This is a genomic window from Ruegeria sp. AM5, from assembly GCF_056540645.1.
Map to the genome: position 1 here is coordinate 49,455 of NZ_JBQFXC010000006.1, position 20,646 is coordinate 70,100.

Below are 20,646 nucleotides of genomic sequence, written 5' to 3' on the forward strand. Positions count from 1 at the left end.
GCGCCTAGGCAACCTTTGCAGGTTCACGTTTCACTGACGGATCAAACGCATGGATAGATACCAGCGAGCCTTCTGTGACGATGGCGGTATTGGGCTGTATTTCAACCCAGCCGTCACTGTCTGCATCAAGCGGTTCGGACGATATCACTATCCCGTCTTCTGAGGTTCGGTAATGCAGACTGGGTGCATAACGATCAGACGCATAGCGCGCCGCAAATACACGCTTGCCGTCTGACCAGCACGCAGCAAACCGCATATAAGGCGACGATCCGCATTGACGGGACAGCGCTTCCACCCGCCCCACGGCCCGTGCCATTGCGTCGATCGGATTTGAATCCAGACCTTCGCCATGAGCAATCAAAAAGATCGCTTCACTTTCTGTCGCACCCATTCGGTGCCCGTATAAATGTGCCGGGATCATAGCATCGAGCTGCTGCCGGATTTGGTCATGCCCTCCAGCCTGGCCATTGTGCATGAAGCTCCATTTGCCAAATCCAAATGGGTGACAGTTGTTGCGCGAGGTCGCAGTGCCTGTCGACGCTCTTACATGGGCCAAAAACAGTCGTGATCGTGTGTGATGAGCCAGTTGTTTGAGATTTGCATCGGACCATGCGGGATGAGTGTCCTTGTAGAAACAGGGCGTTTCGCGATCAGAATACCAGGCCAGTCCAAACCCATCGGCATTGATTGGTGTCTTCCCAATCAACGCGTTGCGGCTTTGAATGACAAGCGATTGCTCTTGCTCCTGAATCAATTCATCCAGATATCGCTGCTCCCCAACCCAAGCCAAAAAACGGCACATTTGGCATCCCCATCAGTTTTTCGATCCAGGGCATTCTACAACTTGATTTGACGATGATTATCCCGTTTTCTTCCGTTTTTACTCAAAGCCTCTATCAAATTTACCAATTGATCGGGAAAAACAGATCAATTACTCGCTCTGACCGGATAGCGATCGCCTTTCTCGTCGATCAGGATCAACCGCTCACCACTGCGGACATATAGGTCGCATCGGCTGAACCCATTGCGATAAGCGATGCAAACACTGCCGTCCCCGGCGATGGAATAGGTGCCAAAGGCGGATTCTCCGCTGGCATAGGTATAAGAATAGGCCCCTCCAGCCGAGTATTTGGACTGGCCGTCGTCGTAGAAAGTGAGAGTACGACCGGCCAAAGCCTCCAATTCTTCTGGCGTCAAGGGGACGTCACCGGGTTTCGTGGGCCATTCGGCAGCCCAGAGGGGGTTGGCCGCGAGCAATGCGAGGGTGAAATATCGGATCATGATGCTAGCCTACCCTCATACACGGGCGATGGCTCATAACGTTGCAGTGATCGATCAAGCGACCATCTGCTCGGCCTTTTTCAGATCGACCGAAACCAGTTGGCTGACACCCTGTTCCTGCATCGTCACACCGAACAGCCGATCCATCCGCGCCATGGTCACCGCGTGGTGGGTGATGATCAGGAAACGCGTATCGGTCTGGCGGCACATCTCGTCCAGCAAGTCGCAGAAGCGGGTGACGTTGGCATCGTCCAGCGGGGCGTCGACCTCGTCCAGCACACAGATCGGGGCGGGGTTGGCAAGGAACACGCCAAAGATCAACGCCGTCGCGGTCAGGGTCTGTTCGCCGCCCGAAAGCAGACTGAGAGTCGAGAGCTTTTTGCCCGGCGGCTGGCACATGATCTCAAGGCCCGCATCCAGAGGATCGTCGCTTTCGACCATGACCAGATTGGCCTCACCGCCACCAAACAGGTGCTTGAACAGCATGGCGAAGTTGGAATTCACCTGCTCGAACGCGGTCAGCAGGCGTTCGCGACCCTCGCGGTTGAGGCTGGCGATGCCGCTGCGCAGGGCCTTGATCGCCTCTTCCAGATCGGCCTTTTCGCCGTTCAGCGTGTCGAATTCTTCCTGAACTTCTTTGCTGTCCTCTTCAGCCCGTAGGTTCACTGCGCCCATGGCGTCGCGCTGACGCTTGTGGCGGTTCACTTCGGCTTCAAGTGCGTCGGCGGCGGGCATCTGGTCAGGGTTCACGTCCAGTTGGTTCAGCAGCTGGTTCGGCGTCAGTTGCTGATCCTCGGCAATGCGTTCTGCTGCGGCGACTACGCTTTCCTTGGCGGCGTCGCAACGCGCCTCAGCCGCCGCGCGGCTTTCGCGCGCCTCCGAGGCCAGACGTTCGGCTTCGCGCTCGGCAAGAACCACCTCGCGCTGCTGGGTCTCGGCCTCGGCCAACTTGTCGGCGGCTTCGGCGCGCCGAGACTCAGCGGTTTCGATCAGCTCGTTCAGTTCTTCCCGTGCCTCGGCGATTTCGCTGGGGGCCGCCATCGCCTCGGTCAGTTCTTCTTCCGAGCTTTCCTTGCGTTCGGCCAGTTCCGATATCCGCTTTTCCGCCGTTTCCAGACGATGCCGCCAACCGCTGAGGTCCTTAGTCACCTCCTGCGTGCGCCGGGTGCGCGCCTCGCCCTCGCGGCGCAATTCATCATGCGTCGAGCGGTGGGTCAGCATGGTGATCCGCGCCGCCTCGACCGTCTGCTTGATGTCCTCGACCTGCGCGCGGGCGCTGTCGAGATCGCCCAGGCCAGTCAACGCGCCTTCAGCCTCACGCAGTTGTGCGCGGGCGGACATGGCGTCTTCCTTATGACGGTCGACCGCGAGGGTCAGTGTTTCCAGCTTGCCTTGCGCCAGATTTCGATCCGCCTCAGCCCGGCTGAGCATCCGCGCGGTTTCCGCCATGCGCTGATCCGCGGCACGGCGGGCCTCGCGGGCGCGGCGGTCAGCCTCGGTTACATTGGCCAGTTGCTGTGACAGCGCTTCATGCGCGGCGCGCGCGCCGTCGGCCTGCGCCTCGGTGCGTGTCAGTTCCTGTTTCAGCGCCTCAAGCTTGTTGAGCTGTTCCAAACGCAGGGCGGCAGCGCTTGGTGCATCCTCGGCCCAGGCGCGGAATCCGTCCCAGCGCCACAAATCGCCCGAGCGTGAGACCAAGCGTTGACCCGGTTTCAACGACGCCTGCAGGCGCGCGCCCTGATCCGCATCGACCAAACCGATCTGCGCAATACGGCGACTCAGGCGGTCGGGACCGGACACATGCAACGCCAGCGGCTCGGCCCCATCGGGCAAGGGCTGGTCGCTGTCATAGCCCGCTACCTGCACCCAACCTGAAGGTCCGTCGCCCTCGACCAACGGTGCACGCAGGTCATCCGCCAGCGCAGCCCCCAATGCCTTTTCAAAGCCCGTTGCCACCCGCAGCATGTCGAGCACTTGCCCACCCTCAGCCGTGTCGCGTTCGACCAGCTTGGCCAGCGCGGTGGTCTCGGCCCTTATAGCGCCCAGCTCACCCTCGGCCTCGGAGCGTTTGGCGCGGGCCTCGGCCTCACGCGCCTGCGTGTCGTTGCGCAGCTCGTCGGCGGCGGCCAGCGCTTCTTCCGCTGCTTCAGCAGCTTCGCGGGCTTCTTCCTCACCCTCCTGCGCGGTCTCGAACGCCTCGCTGGCGCGGGAAAGGGCATTGCGCGCCTCGTCCACGGCGGCGCGGGCCTTTTCTTCCTCGCCCTCGGAACGAGCCAGTGTCTTGCGGCTGTCTTCAACCAGTCGTTGCGCCGATTGGTGGCGGGCCACCAGACGGGCCATGTCTTCGGTTTCCTGCGACAGGTGATCTTCGCGATCCTGCAGCACTGACGCGGCCTCGCGCGCAACTTCTGCAGCTTCAGCGACCTTTTCGTCATAGCCATCGGCGGCTTTGGCAAGCTCGCGGGCCTCCCATTCGAGCCGTTCGATCATCTCACCCGCGTCCCGGTTCAGACCGGATTCGCGTTCGATGTCGTTGCCCAATTGCTGGATACGGTTGGTCAGAGTCTCAATCGTCTGGCGTGCGCGGGTTTCCTGATCCGACAGCTGATCGCGCTGCACCTGCTGGCGCTGCAGGACGGCGGCAGCGATGGCCTCTTCCTCACGCAAGGGCGGCAGGGTTTCCTCGATCTCGGCGCGTTTGGCGGCGGATTCACGGGCGGATGCCTCGGCGCGAGAGGCTTCGGTGATCCGGTCGCGTAGCTTTTCCTCGGCCGCCTGACGGGCCATGTCGGCCTCTTTCCAACGGCGATAGAGCAGCATCCCTTCGGCCTGACGCAACAGCTCGCCGATCTCGCGATACCGCGCCGCCTGCCGGGCCTGACGGGCGAGTTGTGCCAACTGCCCGCCCAATTGTTCCAGCACGTCATCCACGCGGGTCAGGTTGGCCTCGGTGCCTTTCAGTTTCAGTTCTGCCTCGTGGCGGCGTTGATAAAGCCCGGAGATGCCGGCGGCCTCTTCCAGAATGCGACGTCGTGCGCGGGGTTTGGCGTTGATCAGTTCGGCAATGCGGTTTTGCCCCACCAGCGCAGGCGAATGCGCACCGGTCGAGGCGTCCGCGAACAGCATTTGAACGTCGCGGGCGCGCACGTCCTTGCCGTTGGTCTTGTAGGCACTGCCCACATCGCGGGTGATGCGGCGGACAATTTCCAACTGGTCGCTGTCGTTGAAGCCGGATGGCGCCAAACGTTCCGAGTTGTCCATCGTCAGGACCACCTCGGCAAAGTTGCGCGCAGGCCGAGTGGCAGCGCCCGCAAAGATCACATCCTCCATCGCGCCACCGCGCATGGATTTGGGACGGTTTTCACCCATCACCCAGCGCAACGCTTCCAGCAGATTGGACTTGCCGCAGCCATTCGGACCAACCACTCCGGTCAGCCCGTCCGCGATGATCAGATCGGTCGGGTCCACGAAGCTTTTGAAGCCGGTCAGTTTGAGTTTGCTAAAGCGCAATGGCTGCTCTTGGTATGATTCCTATGGGTAAGAAGTCTGCGCAACGGATGGGGGAGGTGTCAACGTGATTGCGCAGGATATGGGAGATTGGACCAAGTTATCCACAACATCTTGGCAAAACTACGCGGAGTCCCGCGTATCTCAGTAAGGCGAGCATTCAAAGACCTGATATCCGTAGTCTTCGTAATATCCGTAATCAACGCATTCATAGGGACGGCGAAGGAGTGCGCCGAAAATCAGTTTTTCCCCCAGTTCCTGGTCGCAGCCCAGCACGCCCACAGTGACGGCCGCATCGCCAAGAACATCCAGAAGCGGACAGCCCGAGACCTGCGCCATGGCCAGCGCAGCCCGATCGCGGATCGGACCCAGACGCGGCGCGTATTGCGGGTTCACGCGGACGGCCTCGGCCAGTTCATTGCGGACGCGGACGTCGAAGATACTGCCATTCACCGCGACGCGCGTTGCGGGCAAGTCGCGAAAATAGGGTGTACCACCTGAGCAGGCGGCGAGGCACAGGAAAGCGAGCACGCGGATCATGCTGCTTTATTAGCGACAATATGGTTAATGAAACCTTTCCCCGGTTCAGGCGCGCAACACTTCTCCTAACCGGCGTATACCCTCGCGGATCGTGTCCTCATCCGAGTTGGAGAAACTCAGTCGAATGGTATTGGACCCGCTGTCGTCGGGATAGAAAGCCTGACCGGGGACAAAGGCCAACTTGACCGTTTCCAGCGCCCTCGCCAGCAGGTCGGCGCCGTTCATTCCCTTGGGCAGAGTGACCCAAATGAACATGCCGCCCTCGGGTCGGGTCCAGTCGACGCCATTGGGCATGTGTTCTTTGAGCGCCTCAAGCATCGCATCGCGGCGCGCGGCATAGGTCTGGCGCAGCATGGGGACATGAGTGTCGAAGCGATCCCGCGCCACCTGATAAACCGCCATCTGGTTGATCGTAGAAGAATGCAGATCAGCCGCCTGTTTCAGAAGCACCAGTTGCGAGATCACCGGTTTTGCTGCAACCACCCAACCCAGCCGCAACCCCGGTGAAAGAGTTTTCGAGAAGCTGCCGCAATAGATCGTCCGGCAGTTCTCGATCGATCCCTTGCGCGCATGTTCTAACGCGAGGATCGGAGGGATCGGATCGCCGTCATAGCGCAGCGCCTGATAGGCTCCGTCCTCGATCACTGCGCAATCCAATTCATCTGCCAGATCGAGCAGCGCCTCCCGGCCCCGCAGATCGACCGTCTCACCAGTCGGATTTGCAAAATCGGCGGAGAGATAAGCGAATTTGATCGGGCTGTTGCCGGCGGCGGCCTGGTATTCGGCAGCCCCACGATTGCCATTGATGCTAAGCTGGTCAAAGCGCGGCTCATAAGCGTCAAACGCATTGAGCGCGCCCAGATATGTGGGCCACCCAACCAACGCAGTATCACCCGGTGACAAGAACAACTTACCCAAGTAATCCAGCGCTTGCTGCGAGCCCGAGGTGATCAGGATGTTGTCGATGCCGCATGTAACGCCGATCCCACGCATATGGTCGGCCAGCCATTCACGCAGCGGGGCATAGCCTTCGCTGACCGAATATTGCAGCGCCTGCGCCTGTTGATCTGGGCCAAGCGCATTTTGAAACGCTTCGGCGAAAGCCTCTGCTCGAAACAAAGCGGGGTCGGGAATACCGCCTGCGAAGGAAATGATACCGGGCTCGCCCAGCAGTTTCAGCAATTCGCGGATTTCGGAAGCCTTCATCCGAGCGGTTCGGGTGGCGTAGAGCTGATCCATCGTAGGGGGCCTCCTCCGCCCTTGGGTCGCAGATTAGGCAATGCGCCTCTTATGTCAATAATTCTGACCTAATGTTTCAACCTCTGTGAGCGACTTGAACGCCCCTTACAAACGTGGTCAAGTGACTTGACCAATTCCAAGTGATAGCCAGATGCCTTTTCAAAAAGTTCAAACCGAAAAACTGTCACTGGCTGTTGTGCGCCAGATCGAACTGCTGATCCTGCGCGGCATTCTGCGCCCCGGAGAACGCCTGCCCTCAGAACGGGAGCTGGCCGAGCGGATGGGCGTGTCGCGCCCGTCGCTGCGCGAGGCAATCTCGGACCTCCAGGAGCAGGGATTGCTGACTGCCAAGGCCGGATCGGGCATCTATGTGGCCGAGGTGCTGGGCTCGGCCTTCGCGCCGGCTTTGATCCGGTTGTTCGGCAATCACGACGAGGCAGTGTTCGACTATCTCTCATTCCGGCGTGACATGGAGGGTCTAGCGGCTGAGCGTGCCGCTCGCATGGGCTCGGGCAGCGATCTGAAGGTGGTGCAGACCATACTGGACAAGATGGAAGACGCCCACGCCCGCAATGCAGCCGAAGAAGAGGCGCATCTGGACGCCCAGTTCCATATGGCGATCATCGAGGCCAGTCATAACGTGGTGATGCTGCATATGATGCGGTCGATGTTCGATCTGCTGCGGCAGGGCGTATTCTACAACCGACAGATCATGTTCCAGCAACGCACCACCCGCGACGCAATTCTGGACCAGCACCGAGCCATCAACACAGCCCTGCAGGACCGCGACCCGAAAGGGGCACGGAAGGCGGTCGAAGATCATCTGAACTTTGTCAAAAGCTGCATGGCCGATCAGCAGAAGGCCCTGCGCAATGAAGAGATCGCGCAACAGCGTTTGAAGCACGAGACTGGAGAGGTCTGATCCTTCAAACTGGGAGCCACAAAAAGAAAAAACCCGAGAGCCTGAGGCCCTCGGGTTTTTCAAATCATATGATCCAGGCGATCAGTGTAGCTTTTCACCCACATCCGCGATGGATGCATCGATCAACTTATTCGCCTGCGTTGCGGTCATCTGTTTGGCCAGCACGGCGTTGGCTGCCGAAACCGCTACGGTGATGGCCTGATCGCGAACTTCTTTAACTGCAGAAGCCTCAGCCGATGCGATCTGATCCTGCGCAGCGGCCAGACGGCGCGCGATGGATTTCTCCAGATCAACCTTGGCCTGCTCGGCCGCCAAAGCCGCATCTTCTTTGGCTGCGGCCACGATGGCGTCTGCCTGAGTCTGCACTTCGCGCTGCTTGCGCTCGTACGAGGCCAGCAGGCTGCGCGCTTCTTCGTGCAGGGCACGGGCTTCGTCCAGTTCGGACTGAATGCCTTCGGCGCGATTGTCCAGCGCACCGCCGATCATGCCGGGAACCTTGAAGTAGAACAGGACCGCGATGAAGACGATGAAGCCCAGAAGGACGACAAAGTCGGTGTTGCCAAGTGAGAAGAACGGGCCGCTTGCAGCCAGCGCGGGGCTGGCGGCACCAACGGTCAGGATAAGGGCAAAAGTGTTCCGCATGTCACTTATCCTTTCGTCTGCGCGTCTACGGCACTGTTGATGGCTTTGGCATCCGCCTCGCCGCCCAGCGCTGTGACCAGTTCAGCCGCCGTATCCTTGGCAACCACTTGAATGCTTTCCAGCGCACCGGCACGGATGTCGGCAATTGCCTTTTCCGATTCAGCCGCCTTTGCAGCGATTTCCGCGTCCGCCTTGGCAATCGCGTCATCCAGACCAGACTGGATTTCGGCGCGGGCTTCCGCTGCGATACGCTGTGCCTCAGAACGGGCATCGGCCAGCGCTTTGTTATAGGCCTCTTCGGCCTCGACCGCCTTGGCCTTCAGATCTTCGGCCGCAGCCAGGTCATTTGTAATGGTCCCCTGACGCTCAGCCAGGATTGCCGCGATGCGGGGCAGAGCCACGCGGGACAGGACCAGAAAGATGACGACCAGCGTAATGACCAGCCAGAAAATCTGGTTGGGAAACCAATCGAAGCAGAGCTGTGGCATCCCGATGGCAGAGCCATGCGAGTCGACGCACGAGCCAACTACTTCTTCGCTAATGGGTTCAGTCGCCATGATGTCCTCCGTCGGAACGTTGTCTTTACAACAGGTGGGCCGCTATGGCTTGGACCCACCTGCGCGTAAGGATCAGGTTCCGCAGATTAGACGGCGAACATCAGCAGCAGCGAGACCAGGAATGCAAAGATGCCCAGCGCTTCTGCGAATGCGATACCGATGAACAGGGTTGCGGTCTGCGAAGCAGCCGCCGAAGGGTTGCGCAGGGCGCCGGCCAGGAAGTTGCCTGCAACGTTGCCCACCCCGATTGCGGCTGCGCCGGAACCGATTGCTGCCAGGCCTGCGCCGATGTGTGCGAGATCGCCTTCCATGATGTGTCTCCTTACGAATTGGAAGTTTCGATGTTGGGGTATCGGACCTTAGTGCGAAGGATGCAGCGCATCTTTCAGATAAACACAGGTCAGAATGGTGAATACGTAGGCCTGGATGAAGGACACGAGGACCTCGAGGCCATACATTGCGGTGATCGCCAGAACGGACACGGGCGAGATCACGGCAATCGCGGCAAAGCCTGCGAACACCTTGATCACGGCGTGGCCTGCCATGACGTTACCGGCAAGACGAATGGAGTGGCTGACCGGGCGTACGAAGTACGAGATCAGCTCGATAATCGCGAGAACCGGACGCAGGGCCAGCGGTGCGCTCGAGACCCAGAACAGGCCCAGGAACGCGGCACCGTTCTTGACGAAGCCCAGAACGGTCACGGTCAGGAACACGGCCAGCGCCAGCGGGATGGTCACGGCGAAATGCGATGTAGTGGTGAATGATGTCGGGATCATCCCAAGGAAGTTCGCGCAGACAATGAACATGAACAGGGTCATGACATAGGGGAAGTACTTGACGCCTTCCTTGCCGCAGATGTCTTCCAGCATCTTGTAGATGAAGCCATAGGCCAGTTCGGCCACCGACTGCATCCGGGTCGGAACAATCGCGCGCTTCGAAGTGCTGAGAACCAGCAGACCAAAGATCGCAGCAATCGCCAGGAACATCCACAGGGTCACGTTGGTGGGGGTGTACCAGGCAATCGCACCGTCGCCGAACAACGGCTTGACGATGAACTGGTCCATCGGGTGGAATACCAGGCTGCTGCCTTCTGCTGCGGTGGTCTCGGTCGCCACGTTCAGTCCCTCTCGTCCTTCTCGGCCGCGCTTGCCGCCGTTTGTTTCTCTTGAACCTCTTTCGCGCTGCGGAGCATAACCTTCACGCCCGCGACAAGGCCCAGCAATGTGAACAGCACCAGAAAGATCGGGATTGTCCCGAGCAGGCTGTCCAGCCCGTATCCGATGCCAAATCCGATCCCCAGACCGGATACCATTTCGATGACCATCCTCCAGGCAAGCTCGCCTCCGGATACGTCAGCATCCGCACGAGGTTTCGGCGCTTTGGCCTTTTTCGCCGCTTCGATCTTGGCCTCCAGCTGCGCCATACGCTGCTTTTGGTCATCTTCGGTCACGGGCGTTTCCCTCGCACAGTCTTGGGTAGGGTGCTAAGGGGCTGAAGGCGCAGAGTCAACGGCAATGAAGCCGCAGCATGAACGTCGCTAAGTATATGATTTTTATAATAATATTACAGACCACGCGAAACCTGCCGATGGCGTATAATTCGCTGACCGGGCGGATAAGCCTGAAACCGCATATTCAACCAAATGGTTGACCAAACTCACAGGCTATGGTTCAGCGGAACCATGTCCAACGACCTCGACACTGTCTTCGCAGCCCTCGCCGATCCCACCCGCCGTGCCATCTTAGCGATGCTGCTGGAAGATGACATGGCCGTCACCGACGTGGCCGAACCGTTCGAAATGTCGCTGGCCGCGATTTCAAAGCATCTGGTGATCCTGACCAAAGCAGGTCTGATTTCTCAGGAAAAACGCGGACGGGTGAAGTGGTGCAAACTTGAACCCGACGCGCTTCGTGCGGCCTCGGTTTGGATGCAGGGGTTCGGACAGTTCGAACCGGTCAATCTGGATGCGTTCGAGCGGTTTCTAGAAGTTGAACTGCCCCCGGATGAGGCCTAACGCACAACTAAGACCGACATGCTGGCGTGTTTGGCCAGATATCCCGCGTGGCTGGACAGGATATAGTCTGTGATCCGGGGTGCGTGGGTTCCCACAACAATCAGATCGGCCCCCATTTCCTCTGCTGCGTGGGTCAGGTCCTTGTCGATCTCGACCGCGACATCAACCGAGTGAATGTTGCGTGTGTCCACACTTGTGCCGCTTTGCATCGCAATTTCACTGGCGCAGGTCAGCAATTCTTGTTTGATCGCGTCTGTTGTCAGGTGGCTATCCCCAGGCTGCGGGCCGGTGACGCTGACGATGGTCACTTTGGCGCCCTGCCATTTGGCCAATTGCGCCGCAACCTCGGTGGCTTTCTTGACCTCGGGCGGCAAGTGCAGGTCGACCGGGACCATGATGTGTTTGAACATATTGGCGTCCTCCTGATCCTGAGATATGTCGACCCGGGCGGTTCGCCAGTCTGACCCGTCGGGACGATCCAAACGGCAGGCTCAGCCCTCGCGGCTATATTCCACCCCGGTCACAACCCCCGTTGGGTCGGCACGACAGAGCCACGGAGCCTCGGCCCCCGCCACGAATACGCTAGTGACCGAGCCTGTCGGGCTGGACTGGGTCGACATCGCTTTGACACCATCAGGCCCTGTGCCGGTTTCGGCGCCTACCAGAGCTTCGCAGCTGGCTTGCAGGTCCACCTCTGCAGCGTCTTTCGCGCCACCGGGGGCACAGGCGGACAGCGCCAGCAATGCGGGAATAAGTGACAGTGTTTTCATGGCCCAGCTCCTTGGTGGTGACAGGCAGGCTGCCACATCAGGTAGAAATCACAAGCTTCAATTCGAGCGCACAGGAGTATTTGCAGGCGCGTCTTCTCCTTTCAGCAGCAACAACAGCGCAACAGCGGTGAGCCCGGCACCAACCAACACCAATGCCGTCGGCGCAGGACGTCCCAGGGCGATTTCCCACAGGATCACCCAGCTGGGCGTCAGGTAAGTGTAGGCCATGACCTTTGCCGCGGGCAAACGCAGGGCTGCAAACTGAACCAGTACAAAACTGGCGGCGGTCGCAAACAACGAGATATAAAGCAGCGTCACCCAGACAATCCCGGGAAGGTTGCCCCAATCTACTGCACGTATATCGGACCAGCCCCAGACCGTCAGGATCAAACACCCCGCAACCAACGTACCGAAGGTGAACACCACCGCAGGCTCGCCCCGGTTCAATCGCCGTATCATCGGCGTATAGACGGCGTGCGCGGCGCAACCCCAGAAATAGATGATCTCGCCACCTCCGATCTCGAAGGCCTGAAAGGCTTGCCAATCCGCTCTGAAGATCACCCACAGCGCACCGACCGCACCGACCGTCAGGGCCAGCGCCATGCGTGGGGTGGTGATCTGGCGCAGCAGCACCCACCCGGCCAGCGCCGACATGACCGGGGTCAGCGTAAAGACCGCCGCCGCGCTGACCGGGGGAGCGGTTTTCAATCCGTAGAACATTAGGACAAAGTAGGCTCCGAACAATCCGCCAAGAACCAGATAGCGCCATGGTGCCCGAGCCGCGCTGCGCGGAATGCCCGTTGTGGCAATCGCAGCGATGCCGATCACAACCGCCGCAATCGCAAAGCGCGCTGCCGTGATCGCCGACGGTGCGATCTCATTTGCCGCCATTGAGCCAAGCGAGAAACTGCCCGCCACCAAAGCCGAGAATGTTAGCATGGCCAGATGGCCGCGCGCCTGCGGTGTCACGGCAGCCAGCCCTTGGATTGATCTTTCAGGAAGGATAGGAAAGCCTGCACCTTAGTGGTCCGGTGCAGATCCACATGAGTCACCAACCACAGCTTGCCAGACCACTCGGGCAACGGTGCCATCACCTCGACCAGATCGGGATCGCGCGCGGCCTCCCAACGGGCCATAAAGCCGATGCCTGCACCGGCCAGAACAGCCTCTCGCATACAGAAATTATTGGTGCAGCGGAAAGTGATCGCCTGCTCCGGCGCGTTGGCACGCAGCCAGCGGGAAAACGGCGCGCGGCTGTTTTCGTCATCATTGCCGACGAAGTGGTGATTGGCGAAATCTGCAACGTCCGCGGGTTTGCCGTGGCGCGCGAGATAGGCCTTGCTGGCGAATAGTCCGACCTCTTGCGGAATGAACGGCTGCACCACATTGTCCGGTTGATCCGGCGCGGCCCCGGCGCGGATCGCCACATGCGCCTCGCCATATTCCAACCGGAACAGGCGGTCGCCGGTCAGATAGCGCACGATCAATCCCGGGTGGGTCTGCTGGAACTCGGTCAGCGTCGGTACGATGAGCGGGGCCAGTGAGGCCAGTGAGGTGACCACGATCTCGCCCGAGACATCGTCTCCGCGCCCCTTCATGCGACCGACCAACTGGTTGAATTGATCTTCGGTTGCCTGCGCGACCCGCAACAGGTCCTCACCCGCTTCGGTTGGTGTGTACCCACGCGCGTGACGCTGGAATAGTTTGACGCCCAGCCGTGCCTCGATCGCATCGATATGGCGGATCACGGTGGCGTGGTGCACACCCAGCACATCCGCCGCGCCGCTGACCGTTCCCATGCGCGCCACCTGATAGGCGGTTCTCACTTCATCCCAATTGTCCATTGCATCTGATCCAATGTGCAAATTCTAACAATGCTTGTTGATATATCCGAGTTTTGTTCATGCACGCAACAGCCATATTGGGGCAACAGAAGGTAATTCCGCAACAAAGGACGCCCCGAAATGACCAAAACCATCCTGCATATCGACGCCTCGGCCCGCCGCACTGGATCTGCCACCCGCGATCTGTCCGACCGCGTGGTTCGCCACCTGAACGCCAGCCGCATCATCCGCCGCGATCTGGCCACCCCCCTGCCCCTGCTGACCGAGGACTGGATCGGCGCCAATTTCACCCCCGCCGACCAGCGTGACGCGGTACAGAAAGACCTGCTGGCCCTGTCGGACGAATTGGTGTCCGAGTTGCAAAAGGCCGACACGATCGTCATCGGCCTGCCGATCTACAACTTCTCGGTTCCCGCCGCGTTCAAGGCCTGGATTGATCTGGTCGCCCGTGCCGGTCTGACATTCTCCTATTCCGAAGAAGGACCGAAAGGTCTGCTGGAAGGCAAACGCGCCATCCTTGCTGTTGCATCGGGCGGTACGGCGGTGGGCTCCGAAATCGACTTTGCCACCACCTATGCGCGCCATGTTCTGAGCTTCATCGGCATCCATGATGTCGAGGTCATCGCCGCAGATCGCATGGCACTGGACCCCGAAACAACCCTGTCCAATGCGCAGAAAGCTGTCACCAAACTGGCAGCCTGATTGACCTGACCCCCTTGAACCGTCCAGTCTGCGCCGAGGCAAATCGGCAGACTGGGCGTTTCACATGAAAAAGATTGGAATATTGGGCGGTGTTGGCTGGGCCTCAACTGTCGACTACTACCGGGCGATCGCTGAAGGCGCGGGTCGGTATTTTGCTGAGCGCGGCCACGGATCGCCGCTGCCCATCCCACCCATGACCATCGAATCCGTCACCCAAGCCAAAACCCGCGCCTTGCGCGGCGTGGCCGGTGACGAAGACAGCTGGGCCGCTTTCGACGCAGTGTTCCGCGAAGCGCTGCTGACTTTGGAACACGCAGGCTGCGATTTCGGCATCATCGCATCCAATACGCCACACGCGCGGCTTCACGCGATCCGCGAAGGCGTCTCCATGCCTATTCTCAGCATTTTTGACGCAACCGCCGACGCGACCGCCTTGACCGGCGCCACCAATGCTTTGGTCCTTGGAACCGCAGTCACCATGCAGGCCACAAACTATGCAGACCGGCTGGCCGCCGAGGGTATCACGGCAAACACACGCCTGCCCGAGCCCGAGATCGCCGAGATGCAGGCGATGATCGACAGTGATTTCTACGGCGGCGCATCCGACACCGCACATGCGCGCCTGCTGGCCTTCTGCAACAAACACGCCACACCCGGAACGGCTATCTTGCTGGCGTGTACCGAGTTGCCTCTGGCCTTCCCCGATCATCTGGACGATCCGGTGTTCGAGGCGGACGGTCACCTGTTCGTCAACCCCTCTGCCGCCCATGTCGCTGCCGCATTGAACGAAGCGCTTGAGGGGTGATCACGGCAGCCAGTTTATCTCGCACCCGATCTTATCAAAGAACACCATCAGGTCTTCGCGCGACAAAACGACGGTTCGGTCGTTGACCAAAGGGTGCATGTTGATGACATCGGCCTGTTGCGCGGCGGCGTCCATAAAGAACTTAACGTTGTTCTCAACGCCGTTGATCATCGCCAGCGGACTGACCGCGCCAGGGCGGATGCCGAGGTTCTGGAACAGCCGATCCGCCGAGCCGAAGGACAGGTTGCCAACCCCCAACTCCGCGCCCAGCGCCTTGAGGTCGATCTCGCGGCTCTGTTCCAGCGTCACCAGATAGTTCCGCTTTTTCTTGTCGCGCAGATACAGGTTCTTAAGCCGCAGTGTGTTTTCACCCGGCACCATGAACTGGCACTCCACCCCTTTGGCATCCTCAACGGTGCGCAGCGGGATATGAGTATGCAACCGATAGGGCAGCCCCCATTCATCCAACTGCGCCAAAAGCGCATCCGAGCTGAGCGGCAACGTATCCTGAAAGACAGATGATGCGTCCATGGGAACCTCCTCGTATGGCGCGCTCATCGCCCAACCGACAGGTAAATTCAAGCCACGACAGGCGCGGCATTCGGTGCTAGCGTGCCGCCATGAAAGTCACGCGTAACACTCCGAGCCAACTGATCCTGTCCAATACGCCATGGTTCATCGGCATCACGCTGGTTTTCTTCATTCTGGCATTTGTCGGCGCGGGCGTCTTCTTGGCCAGTGAAGGTGGCGAGGGTATCTTGTTCGGCATTTTCTTCGCACTATTCGGCGGAGGCATGGGTTTTGGTGCATTTTGCGCCTTCGTCCGCCGCGTGCAGGTCATACTGGATCGTAACAAAAACAGCATCCTGATCCGCAGACAGTCCGTATTTGGATATGATGCGGTGGAACATGAGCTGTCGAACCTCTCGCACGCGGAAACCGAAAGCACGACCTCACGTAGTGACAATGGCACATCGACCCTCTATCGCCCTGTCCTGATTCTGGATGAAGGCATGAGCGCCGGGCGACATCCCATTGTCGAGGCTTATTCCAGCGGGCGCGGCGCGCATCGGCTGGTTGATGCGATCAATGACTGGCTTCCGGCGCGCAAGGTTGACTCTGCCAGCCAATCGGCCTAAATCGCCGCCAACATCCGGAAGCGTATGATCTTCCGGTCCCTTGAGTCGTTCAGGGATCGCCCCCCACCAGCGAGTTTCGCCCGTGGGGGCGTTTGTGCATTTAACCGGCGCGTCCTATCTAGGGCACGCAACCAGATAACCGGCTATGGAGGCCGAAGGCATGTTTGAAAATCTATCCGAACGCCTCTCTGGCGTCTTTGACCGGCTGACCAAACAGGGTGCCCTGTCCGAAGAAGACGTCAAAACCGCCCTGCGCGAAGTCCGCGTCGCCTTGCTTGAGGCCGACGTTTCGCTGCCGGTGGCGCGTGAGTTCGTCAAGAAGGTGCAGGAACAGGCGACCGGTCAGGCGGTGACCAAATCGATCACGCCCGGCCAGCAGGTCGTCAAGATCGTGCATGACGCGCTGGTCGATACACTGCGTGGCGAAGAAGACCCCGGCGCGTTGAAGATCGACAACCCGCCTGCTCCGATCCTGATGGTCGGTCTGCAGGGCTCGGGTAAGACAACCACCACCGGTAAGCTGGCGAAACGCCTAAAAGAGAAAGAGGGCAAGAAGGTCCTGATGGCCTCGCTCGACGTCTATCGCCCCGCAGCGATGGATCAGCTGGCGGTGCTTGGGACGCAGGTTGGTGTAGACACGCTGCCGATTGTGCCGGGCCAATCGCCGGTCGATATCGCCAAACGCGCCAAGCAGCAGGCGACGCTGGGCGGCTATGACGTCTACATGCTCGACACGGCGGGCCGTCTGCATATTGACGAAGTCCTTATGGGCGAGGTCGAACAGGTCCGTAATGTGGTTGACCCACGCGAGACCCTTCTGGTCGTCGACGGCTTGACCGGTCAGGTCGCCGTTGAGGTCGCCGAGGAGTTTGACGCCAAGGTCGGCATTTCTGGCGTAGTCCTGACCCGGATGGACGGTGACGGGCGCGGCGGTGCGGCGCTATCGATGCGCGCGGTCACTGGCAAGCCGATCCGTTTCGTCGGTCTGGGCGAGAAGATGGACGCGCTCGAAACCTTCGAGCCGGACCGGATCGCCGGTCGTATTCTGGGCATGGGCGACATCGTGGCCCTGGTCGAAAAGGCCCAGGAAACGATGGAGATGGAACAGACCGAGCGCATGATGAAGCGCATGGTCAAAGGTCAGTTCAACATGAACGACCTGAAAATGCAGCTGGAGCAGATGATCCAGATGGGCGGCATGCAGGGCATGATGGGCATGATGCCCGGCATGGGCAAGATGGCCAAGCAGATGGATCAGGCCGGGCTGGACGACAAAATCCTGCGCCAGCAGATCGCCCTGATCCAGTCGATGACCAAACGCGAACGCGCCAACCCGCAACTGTTGCAAGCCAGCCGTAAGAAACGGATTGCCGCCGGTTCGGGGATGGAGGTCAGCGACCTCAACAAGCTGCTCAAGATGCACCGGCAGATGTCGGACATGATGAAGAAGATGGGCAAGATGGGCAAAGGCAAGATGCTGAAGCAGGCCATGAAAGGCATGTTCGGCAAAGGCGGCCCCTCGCCCGAGGACATGGCAGCAGGCATGGACCCCAAGGCGCTGGAACAGGCCGCCAAAGCGATGGGCGGTAAGATGCCCGGCGGTCTGCCCGGACTGGGTGGCGGCATGGGCCTGCCCCCGGGGTTGAGCGGTTTTGGAAAGAAAAAGTGACGTCAGCACGCTGCACCCAGCCCCCGTCCGGAAAGGCGGCGATGGCAGCAGCGCAGTATCGCGCGGCCCTGCCGGTCATTGAGACCCGGCGGCTGGTTCTGCGTGCACCCACTCTGGACGACCTGCCGGTGTGGACATCGATCTGCAAGGACAGCTTTGGCGATACCGAGCAAGACGCCTGGACTGAGTTTTCCTACTACACATCAGGCTGGCTTTTGCATGGTCACGGCTTGTTCACCGTCACGTTTAAAGACGATGATCAGGTCATTGGCTTCGTCATTCTGGGCCTCGAATGGGACGATCACGAGCCCGAGCTTGGCTATATGTTTGATAGCAAGTTCCGCATGCAAGGTTACGCGACCGAAGCGTGCAGCGCCGTTCGCGATTTTGGGCTTGATCTGCTCGGATCCGGCCAGTTCGTAAGCTACGTTTCGCAGTCCAACGCTCGTTCGAACGCATTGGCACAGCGTCTGGGTGCAACGCGCGACGCCGTTGCCGAAAGCGCCTTTGGTCCAACACAGCATGTCTGGCGATACGGCGAGGTGCAGGCATGACACTTGCCATGGCCATACCAACGCTGGAAACCGAACGCCTGATCATGCGGGCCCCCTGCGAGGCCGATTTTGAGGCTGAGGCAGAGTTTTTTGCCAGCGACGCCTCGAAATTCGTCGGCGGCCCGAAACGCCCGGATGAGACATGGCGCGCTGTTGCGATGCTGTTAGGCCACTGGGCGATGCGGGGATATGGCTTCTGGGGTGTCGAGGAAAAAGACACGGGCACCTATGTAGGCCATGTTGGCTTGTGGAACCCGCATAGCTGGCCCGAGCCCGAAATTGGCTGGACCCTGATGAACCACGCCACCGGCAAGGGTTATGCGACCGAAGCGGCACTGGCTGCACGTGCACATGCCTATGACGTGCTGGGCTGGGAAACCGCAATCTCGCTGATCGATCCGGATAATCTGGGCAGCAAGGCTGTCGCGGAACGGCTGGGCGCGCAGTTCGAATATATGTTCGAACACCCGGCTTTCGGGGCGATGCAGGTCTGGCGTCATTCTGCGCCTGCCGATCTGGTAAACGGTGGCGTGGAGGCATACGCATGACCTCGTTCACTATACCCACCGTCGAAACCGATCGCCTGATCCTTCGCGCGCCGCATCTGGACGATCTTCCTGCGATGACCGCGTTCTACGCGACCGAGCGCAGCCATATGGTTGGTGGTCCCAAGGACGCGCTTGGAAGCTGGAGCTCTCTTTCGAACAGATTGGGTCATTGGGCGCTGCGCGGTTATGGTCTGTGGCATTTGACTGAAAAGACCAGCGGCGCATTCGTGGGATGGGCAGGCATGATCTACGTACCCGGCTGGGCGGAGCCCGAGCTGGGCTGGACGCTGATGGCCGAGGCCGAAGGCAAAGGTCTGGGCTTTGAGGCCGCCGCGGCTGCACGCGACTATGCAGCGCAGCATCAGGGGCTGAACGGTGTGATTTCTTACATCGCCCATGCCAATGATCGCTCGCGCGCGCTGGCCGAACGGCTGGGCGCAACGCTGGAGATTGAGAGAGCCGAACTTTTGGGCAAACACGCCCAGATCTGGCGTCATCCGCAGATTGAATTGACCACCGAAAGGACCGGCCAATGAACAACCCCGTGACACAAGCTGCCGCGCTGTTGAAGGATCACCGCGAAAGCATCGACCGGCTGGATGCGATCCTGGTCTATACGCTGGGCGAGCGGTTCAAGCACACGCAGGCCGTTGGCAAGCTCAAGGCCGCACACGACCTTCCCCCGTCCGATCCGTCGCGCGAGGCTGCGCAGATCGCACGGTTAGAAGACCTGGCGAAAGAGGCCGATCTGGACCCCGATTTCGCCAAGGCTTTTCTGAATTTCATCATTCAGGAAGTCATCCGACACCACAAGAAACACCAGAACTAAGCCGGTCTAGCACCGGATACGCCATTCAAAGGAGATACCACCATGGCAATGAAAATTCGTCTCGCCCGCGGCGGCTCGAAAAAGCGTCCCTTCTATCGCATTGTTGCGGCTGACAGCCGTATGCCGCGCGATGGTCGTTTCATCGAAAAACTGGGCACCTACAACCCGCTGCTGCCGAAAGACAGCGAAGAGCGCGTGAAAATGAACATGGAGCGCATCCAGTACTGGCTGGATCAGGGCGCACAGCCCACCGACCGGATCGCACGTATGCTGGAAGCTGCCGGCGCCCGTGACAAGGCCGAGCGCAACAACCCCAACAAGGGTACTCCGGGCAAGAAAGCTCAGGAACGCGCGGAAGAGAAAGCTGCCAAGGCTGCTGAAGCTGCCGAAGCGGCTGCTGCACCGGCTGAAGAAGCTGCTGCAGAAGAATAAGCAGTCGGGCGCGTGCAGGATCAGGCCTTTTCCGACGATTTTCGCACGCAGTTCGATCTGTTGATGCGGCTCCGGCGTGATGTGCGCCGGTTTCGCACCGATGCAATTGACGAGGCAGTGCTTACGCGCTGCCTCGACGCGTTTCGACTGGCCCCTTCTGTTGGGCTCAGCGAACCCTGGCGCGTGATCCGCATCGAAAGTCAGGCCGCGCGCGACGCGGCGCTGAAGAATTTCCAAGCGGCCAACGAGCGGGCGCTGAGCGGGTATTCCGGCGAAAAGGCGCAGCTGTACAGCCAGCTGAAACTGTCCGGGATGGAAGAAGCTCCGGTGCAGCTGGCCGTGTTCTGCGACGATGCCACCGACAAGGGTCAAGGTCTGGGCGCAGGTACTATGCCCGAGATGCGGCGCTATTCTGTGGTCTCTGCCATCACCCTGTTCTGGCTTGCCTTACGGGCAGAAGGGCTGGGGCTGGGTTGGGTCTCGATCCTCGACCCGGACCAGATGGTGCGCGATCTGGATGTCCCCGAGGACTGGCGGTTGATCGGATATTTCTGCTTGGGCTGGCCCGAGGCCCAATCCGATACGCCGGAGCTGGAGCAGGTCGGCTGGGAATGCCGCGACGCCTCTCTGCCGATCGAGGTGCGTTAGT

27 protein-coding genes are annotated in these 20,646 nt (G+C 60.0%); 12 read left to right on the plus strand and 15 right to left on the minus strand.

Features of this window, described 5'->3' with window-relative positions; all coding sequences use genetic code 11:
* Positions 1-4: 4 nt before the first annotated feature.
* The 5 genes from ACR0AH_RS14965 to ACR0AH_RS14985 all read right to left on the minus strand — a co-directional run bounded on the left by ACR0AH_RS14965 (position 5) and on the right by ACR0AH_RS14985 (position 6,567).
* Positions 5-802 carry a class II glutamine amidotransferase gene (locus tag ACR0AH_RS14965; RefSeq protein ID WP_170648503.1) on the minus strand — a complete coding sequence of 266 codons (798 nt, stop codon included), beginning with the start codon at positions 800-802 and terminating at the stop codon, positions 5-7.
* A 125-nt stretch (positions 803-927) separates the two neighbouring features.
* Complete coding sequence (locus ACR0AH_RS14970; protein WP_170392640.1) at positions 928-1,281, minus strand: hypothetical protein; 354 nt, start codon at positions 1,279-1,281, stop codon at positions 928-930.
* 54 nt (positions 1,282-1,335) lie between these two features.
* The gene (locus ACR0AH_RS14975; protein WP_170733731.1) at positions 1,336-4,791 is read right to left on the minus strand and encodes an AAA family ATPase; all 3,456 of its coding nucleotides are present in this window, start codon (positions 4,789-4,791) and stop codon (positions 1,336-1,338) included.
* Positions 4,792-4,932: 141 nt separating this feature from the next.
* Positions 4,933-5,328 (minus strand): hypothetical protein, encoded by a 396-nt coding sequence (locus tag ACR0AH_RS14980; protein WP_170392642.1) that lies wholly within the window; start codon positions 5,326-5,328, stop codon positions 4,933-4,935.
* 45 nt (positions 5,329-5,373) lie between these two features.
* Positions 5,374-6,567 carry an aminotransferase-like domain-containing protein gene (locus ACR0AH_RS14985; protein ID WP_170733730.1) on the minus strand — a complete coding sequence of 398 codons (1,194 nt, stop codon included), beginning with the start codon at positions 6,565-6,567 and terminating at the stop codon, positions 5,374-5,376.
* Between the two features lie 151 nt (positions 6,568-6,718).
* Here ACR0AH_RS14985 and ACR0AH_RS14990 point away from each other — a divergent pair, with 151 nt between their 5' ends.
* The gene (locus ACR0AH_RS14990) at positions 6,719-7,489 is read left to right on the plus strand and encodes a FadR/GntR family transcriptional regulator (protein WP_170392644.1); all 771 of its coding nucleotides are present in this window, start codon (positions 6,719-6,721) and stop codon (positions 7,487-7,489) included.
* Positions 7,490-7,570: 81 nt separating this feature from the next.
* On the opposite strand, the gene ACR0AH_RS14995 is transcribed toward ACR0AH_RS14990, so the two are convergent.
* From ACR0AH_RS14995 to ACR0AH_RS15015, 5 genes are all read right to left on the minus strand, one after another.
* Entirely contained in the window at positions 7,571-8,131 is a 561-nt protein-coding gene (locus ACR0AH_RS14995; protein WP_480592539.1) for a F0F1 ATP synthase subunit B, read from the minus strand.
* A 5-nt stretch (positions 8,132-8,136) separates the two neighbouring features.
* A complete protein-coding gene (locus ACR0AH_RS15000) occupies positions 8,137-8,688 on the minus strand; it encodes a F0F1 ATP synthase subunit B' (RefSeq protein WP_170694642.1) in 552 nt (183 codons plus the stop codon).
* An 86-nt stretch (positions 8,689-8,774) separates the two neighbouring features.
* Complete coding sequence (locus ACR0AH_RS15005; protein ID WP_005981269.1) at positions 8,775-8,999, minus strand: F0F1 ATP synthase subunit C; 225 nt, start codon at positions 8,997-8,999, stop codon at positions 8,775-8,777.
* 48 nt (positions 9,000-9,047) lie between these two features.
* On the minus strand, positions 9,048-9,806 hold the full coding sequence (locus ACR0AH_RS15010) for a F0F1 ATP synthase subunit A (RefSeq protein ID WP_170587982.1): 759 nt from the start codon (positions 9,804-9,806) through the stop codon (positions 9,048-9,050).
* Positions 9,807-9,808: 2 nt separating this feature from the next.
* The gene (locus ACR0AH_RS15015) at positions 9,809-10,141 is read right to left on the minus strand and encodes an AtpZ/AtpI family protein (protein ID WP_480592541.1); all 333 of its coding nucleotides are present in this window, start codon (positions 10,139-10,141) and stop codon (positions 9,809-9,811) included.
* A gap of 231 nt (positions 10,142-10,372) precedes the next feature.
* On the opposite strand from ACR0AH_RS15015, the gene ACR0AH_RS15020 reads away from it, so the two are divergent.
* Positions 10,373-10,705, plus strand: a complete 333-nt coding sequence (locus ACR0AH_RS15020) for an ArsR/SmtB family transcription factor (RefSeq protein ID WP_170392649.1) — start codon at positions 10,373-10,375, stop codon at positions 10,703-10,705.
* Here the strand turns inward: ACR0AH_RS15020 and ACR0AH_RS15025 are convergent.
* From ACR0AH_RS15025 to ACR0AH_RS15040, 4 genes are all read right to left on the minus strand, one after another.
* The gene (locus ACR0AH_RS15025; protein ID WP_170597447.1) at positions 10,702-11,115 is read right to left on the minus strand and encodes a universal stress protein; all 414 of its coding nucleotides are present in this window, start codon (positions 11,113-11,115) and stop codon (positions 10,702-10,704) included. The two genes, ACR0AH_RS15020 and ACR0AH_RS15025, sit on opposite strands and share 4 nt — an antisense overlap.
* A gap of 81 nt (positions 11,116-11,196) precedes the next feature.
* The gene (locus ACR0AH_RS15030) at positions 11,197-11,475 is read right to left on the minus strand and encodes a hypothetical protein (protein ID WP_170625091.1); all 279 of its coding nucleotides are present in this window, start codon (positions 11,473-11,475) and stop codon (positions 11,197-11,199) included.
* A 57-nt stretch (positions 11,476-11,532) separates the two neighbouring features.
* Positions 11,533-12,444 (minus strand): DMT family transporter, encoded by a 912-nt coding sequence (locus ACR0AH_RS15035; RefSeq protein WP_170597451.1) that lies wholly within the window; start codon positions 12,442-12,444, stop codon positions 11,533-11,535.
* Entirely contained in the window at positions 12,441-13,319 is an 879-nt protein-coding gene (locus ACR0AH_RS15040) for a LysR family transcriptional regulator (protein WP_170513380.1), read from the minus strand. Before ACR0AH_RS15040 ends, ACR0AH_RS15035 begins: the two co-directional genes overlap by 4 nt.
* Before the next feature lie 120 nt (positions 13,320-13,439).
* Here ACR0AH_RS15040 and ACR0AH_RS15045 point away from each other — a divergent pair, with 120 nt between their 5' ends.
* A complete protein-coding gene (locus tag ACR0AH_RS15045; protein ID WP_170425144.1) occupies positions 13,440-14,021 on the plus strand; it encodes an NAD(P)H-dependent oxidoreductase in 582 nt (193 codons plus the stop codon).
* A gap of 64 nt (positions 14,022-14,085) precedes the next feature.
* On the plus strand, positions 14,086-14,826 hold the full coding sequence (locus ACR0AH_RS15050; RefSeq protein WP_170802235.1) for an aspartate/glutamate racemase family protein: 741 nt from the start codon (positions 14,086-14,088) through the stop codon (positions 14,824-14,826).
* On the opposite strand, the gene ACR0AH_RS15055 is transcribed toward ACR0AH_RS15050, so the two are convergent.
* The gene (locus ACR0AH_RS15055) at positions 14,827-15,357 is read right to left on the minus strand and encodes a prolyl-tRNA synthetase associated domain-containing protein (protein WP_170402384.1); all 531 of its coding nucleotides are present in this window, start codon (positions 15,355-15,357) and stop codon (positions 14,827-14,829) included. It lies immediately after the preceding gene.
* An 89-nt stretch (positions 15,358-15,446) separates the two neighbouring features.
* Here ACR0AH_RS15055 and ACR0AH_RS15060 point away from each other — a divergent pair, with 89 nt between their 5' ends.
* The 8 genes from ACR0AH_RS15060 to bluB all read left to right on the plus strand — a co-directional run bounded on the left by ACR0AH_RS15060 (position 15,447) and on the right by bluB (position 20,645).
* Entirely contained in the window at positions 15,447-15,965 is a 519-nt protein-coding gene (locus ACR0AH_RS15060; protein ID WP_170402388.1) for a hypothetical protein, read from the plus strand.
* 160 nt (positions 15,966-16,125) lie between these two features.
* Positions 16,126-17,634, plus strand: a complete 1,509-nt coding sequence (gene ffh / locus ACR0AH_RS15065; RefSeq protein WP_480592545.1) for a signal recognition particle protein — start codon at positions 16,126-16,128, stop codon at positions 17,632-17,634.
* Positions 17,631-18,188, plus strand: a complete 558-nt coding sequence (locus ACR0AH_RS15070) for a GNAT family N-acetyltransferase (protein ID WP_170733723.1) — start codon at positions 17,631-17,633, stop codon at positions 18,186-18,188. Before ffh ends, ACR0AH_RS15070 begins: the two co-directional genes overlap by 4 nt.
* On the plus strand, positions 18,185-18,736 hold the full coding sequence (locus ACR0AH_RS15075; protein WP_170392660.1) for a GNAT family N-acetyltransferase: 552 nt from the start codon (positions 18,185-18,187) through the stop codon (positions 18,734-18,736). Before ACR0AH_RS15070 ends, ACR0AH_RS15075 begins: the two co-directional genes overlap by 4 nt.
* Positions 18,733-19,272 (plus strand): GNAT family N-acetyltransferase, encoded by a 540-nt coding sequence (locus ACR0AH_RS15080; RefSeq protein ID WP_170733722.1) that lies wholly within the window; start codon positions 18,733-18,735, stop codon positions 19,270-19,272. The genes ACR0AH_RS15075 and ACR0AH_RS15080 overlap by 4 nt, the downstream gene beginning before the upstream one ends.
* Positions 19,269-19,565, plus strand: a complete 297-nt coding sequence (locus ACR0AH_RS15085; protein ID WP_170392662.1) for a chorismate mutase — start codon at positions 19,269-19,271, stop codon at positions 19,563-19,565. The genes ACR0AH_RS15080 and ACR0AH_RS15085 overlap by 4 nt, the downstream gene beginning before the upstream one ends.
* A 42-nt stretch (positions 19,566-19,607) precedes the next feature.
* Positions 19,608-19,997: a 30S ribosomal protein S16 gene (rpsP, locus tag ACR0AH_RS15090; RefSeq protein WP_010437590.1), complete on the plus strand. Its 390-nt coding sequence runs from the start codon at positions 19,608-19,610 to the stop codon at positions 19,995-19,997.
* Between the two features lie 12 nt (positions 19,998-20,009).
* Positions 20,010-20,645, plus strand: a complete 636-nt coding sequence (bluB, locus tag ACR0AH_RS15095; RefSeq protein WP_170425126.1) for a 5,6-dimethylbenzimidazole synthase — start codon at positions 20,010-20,012, stop codon at positions 20,643-20,645.
* The last annotated feature ends 1 nt before the right edge of the window (position 20,646 follow it).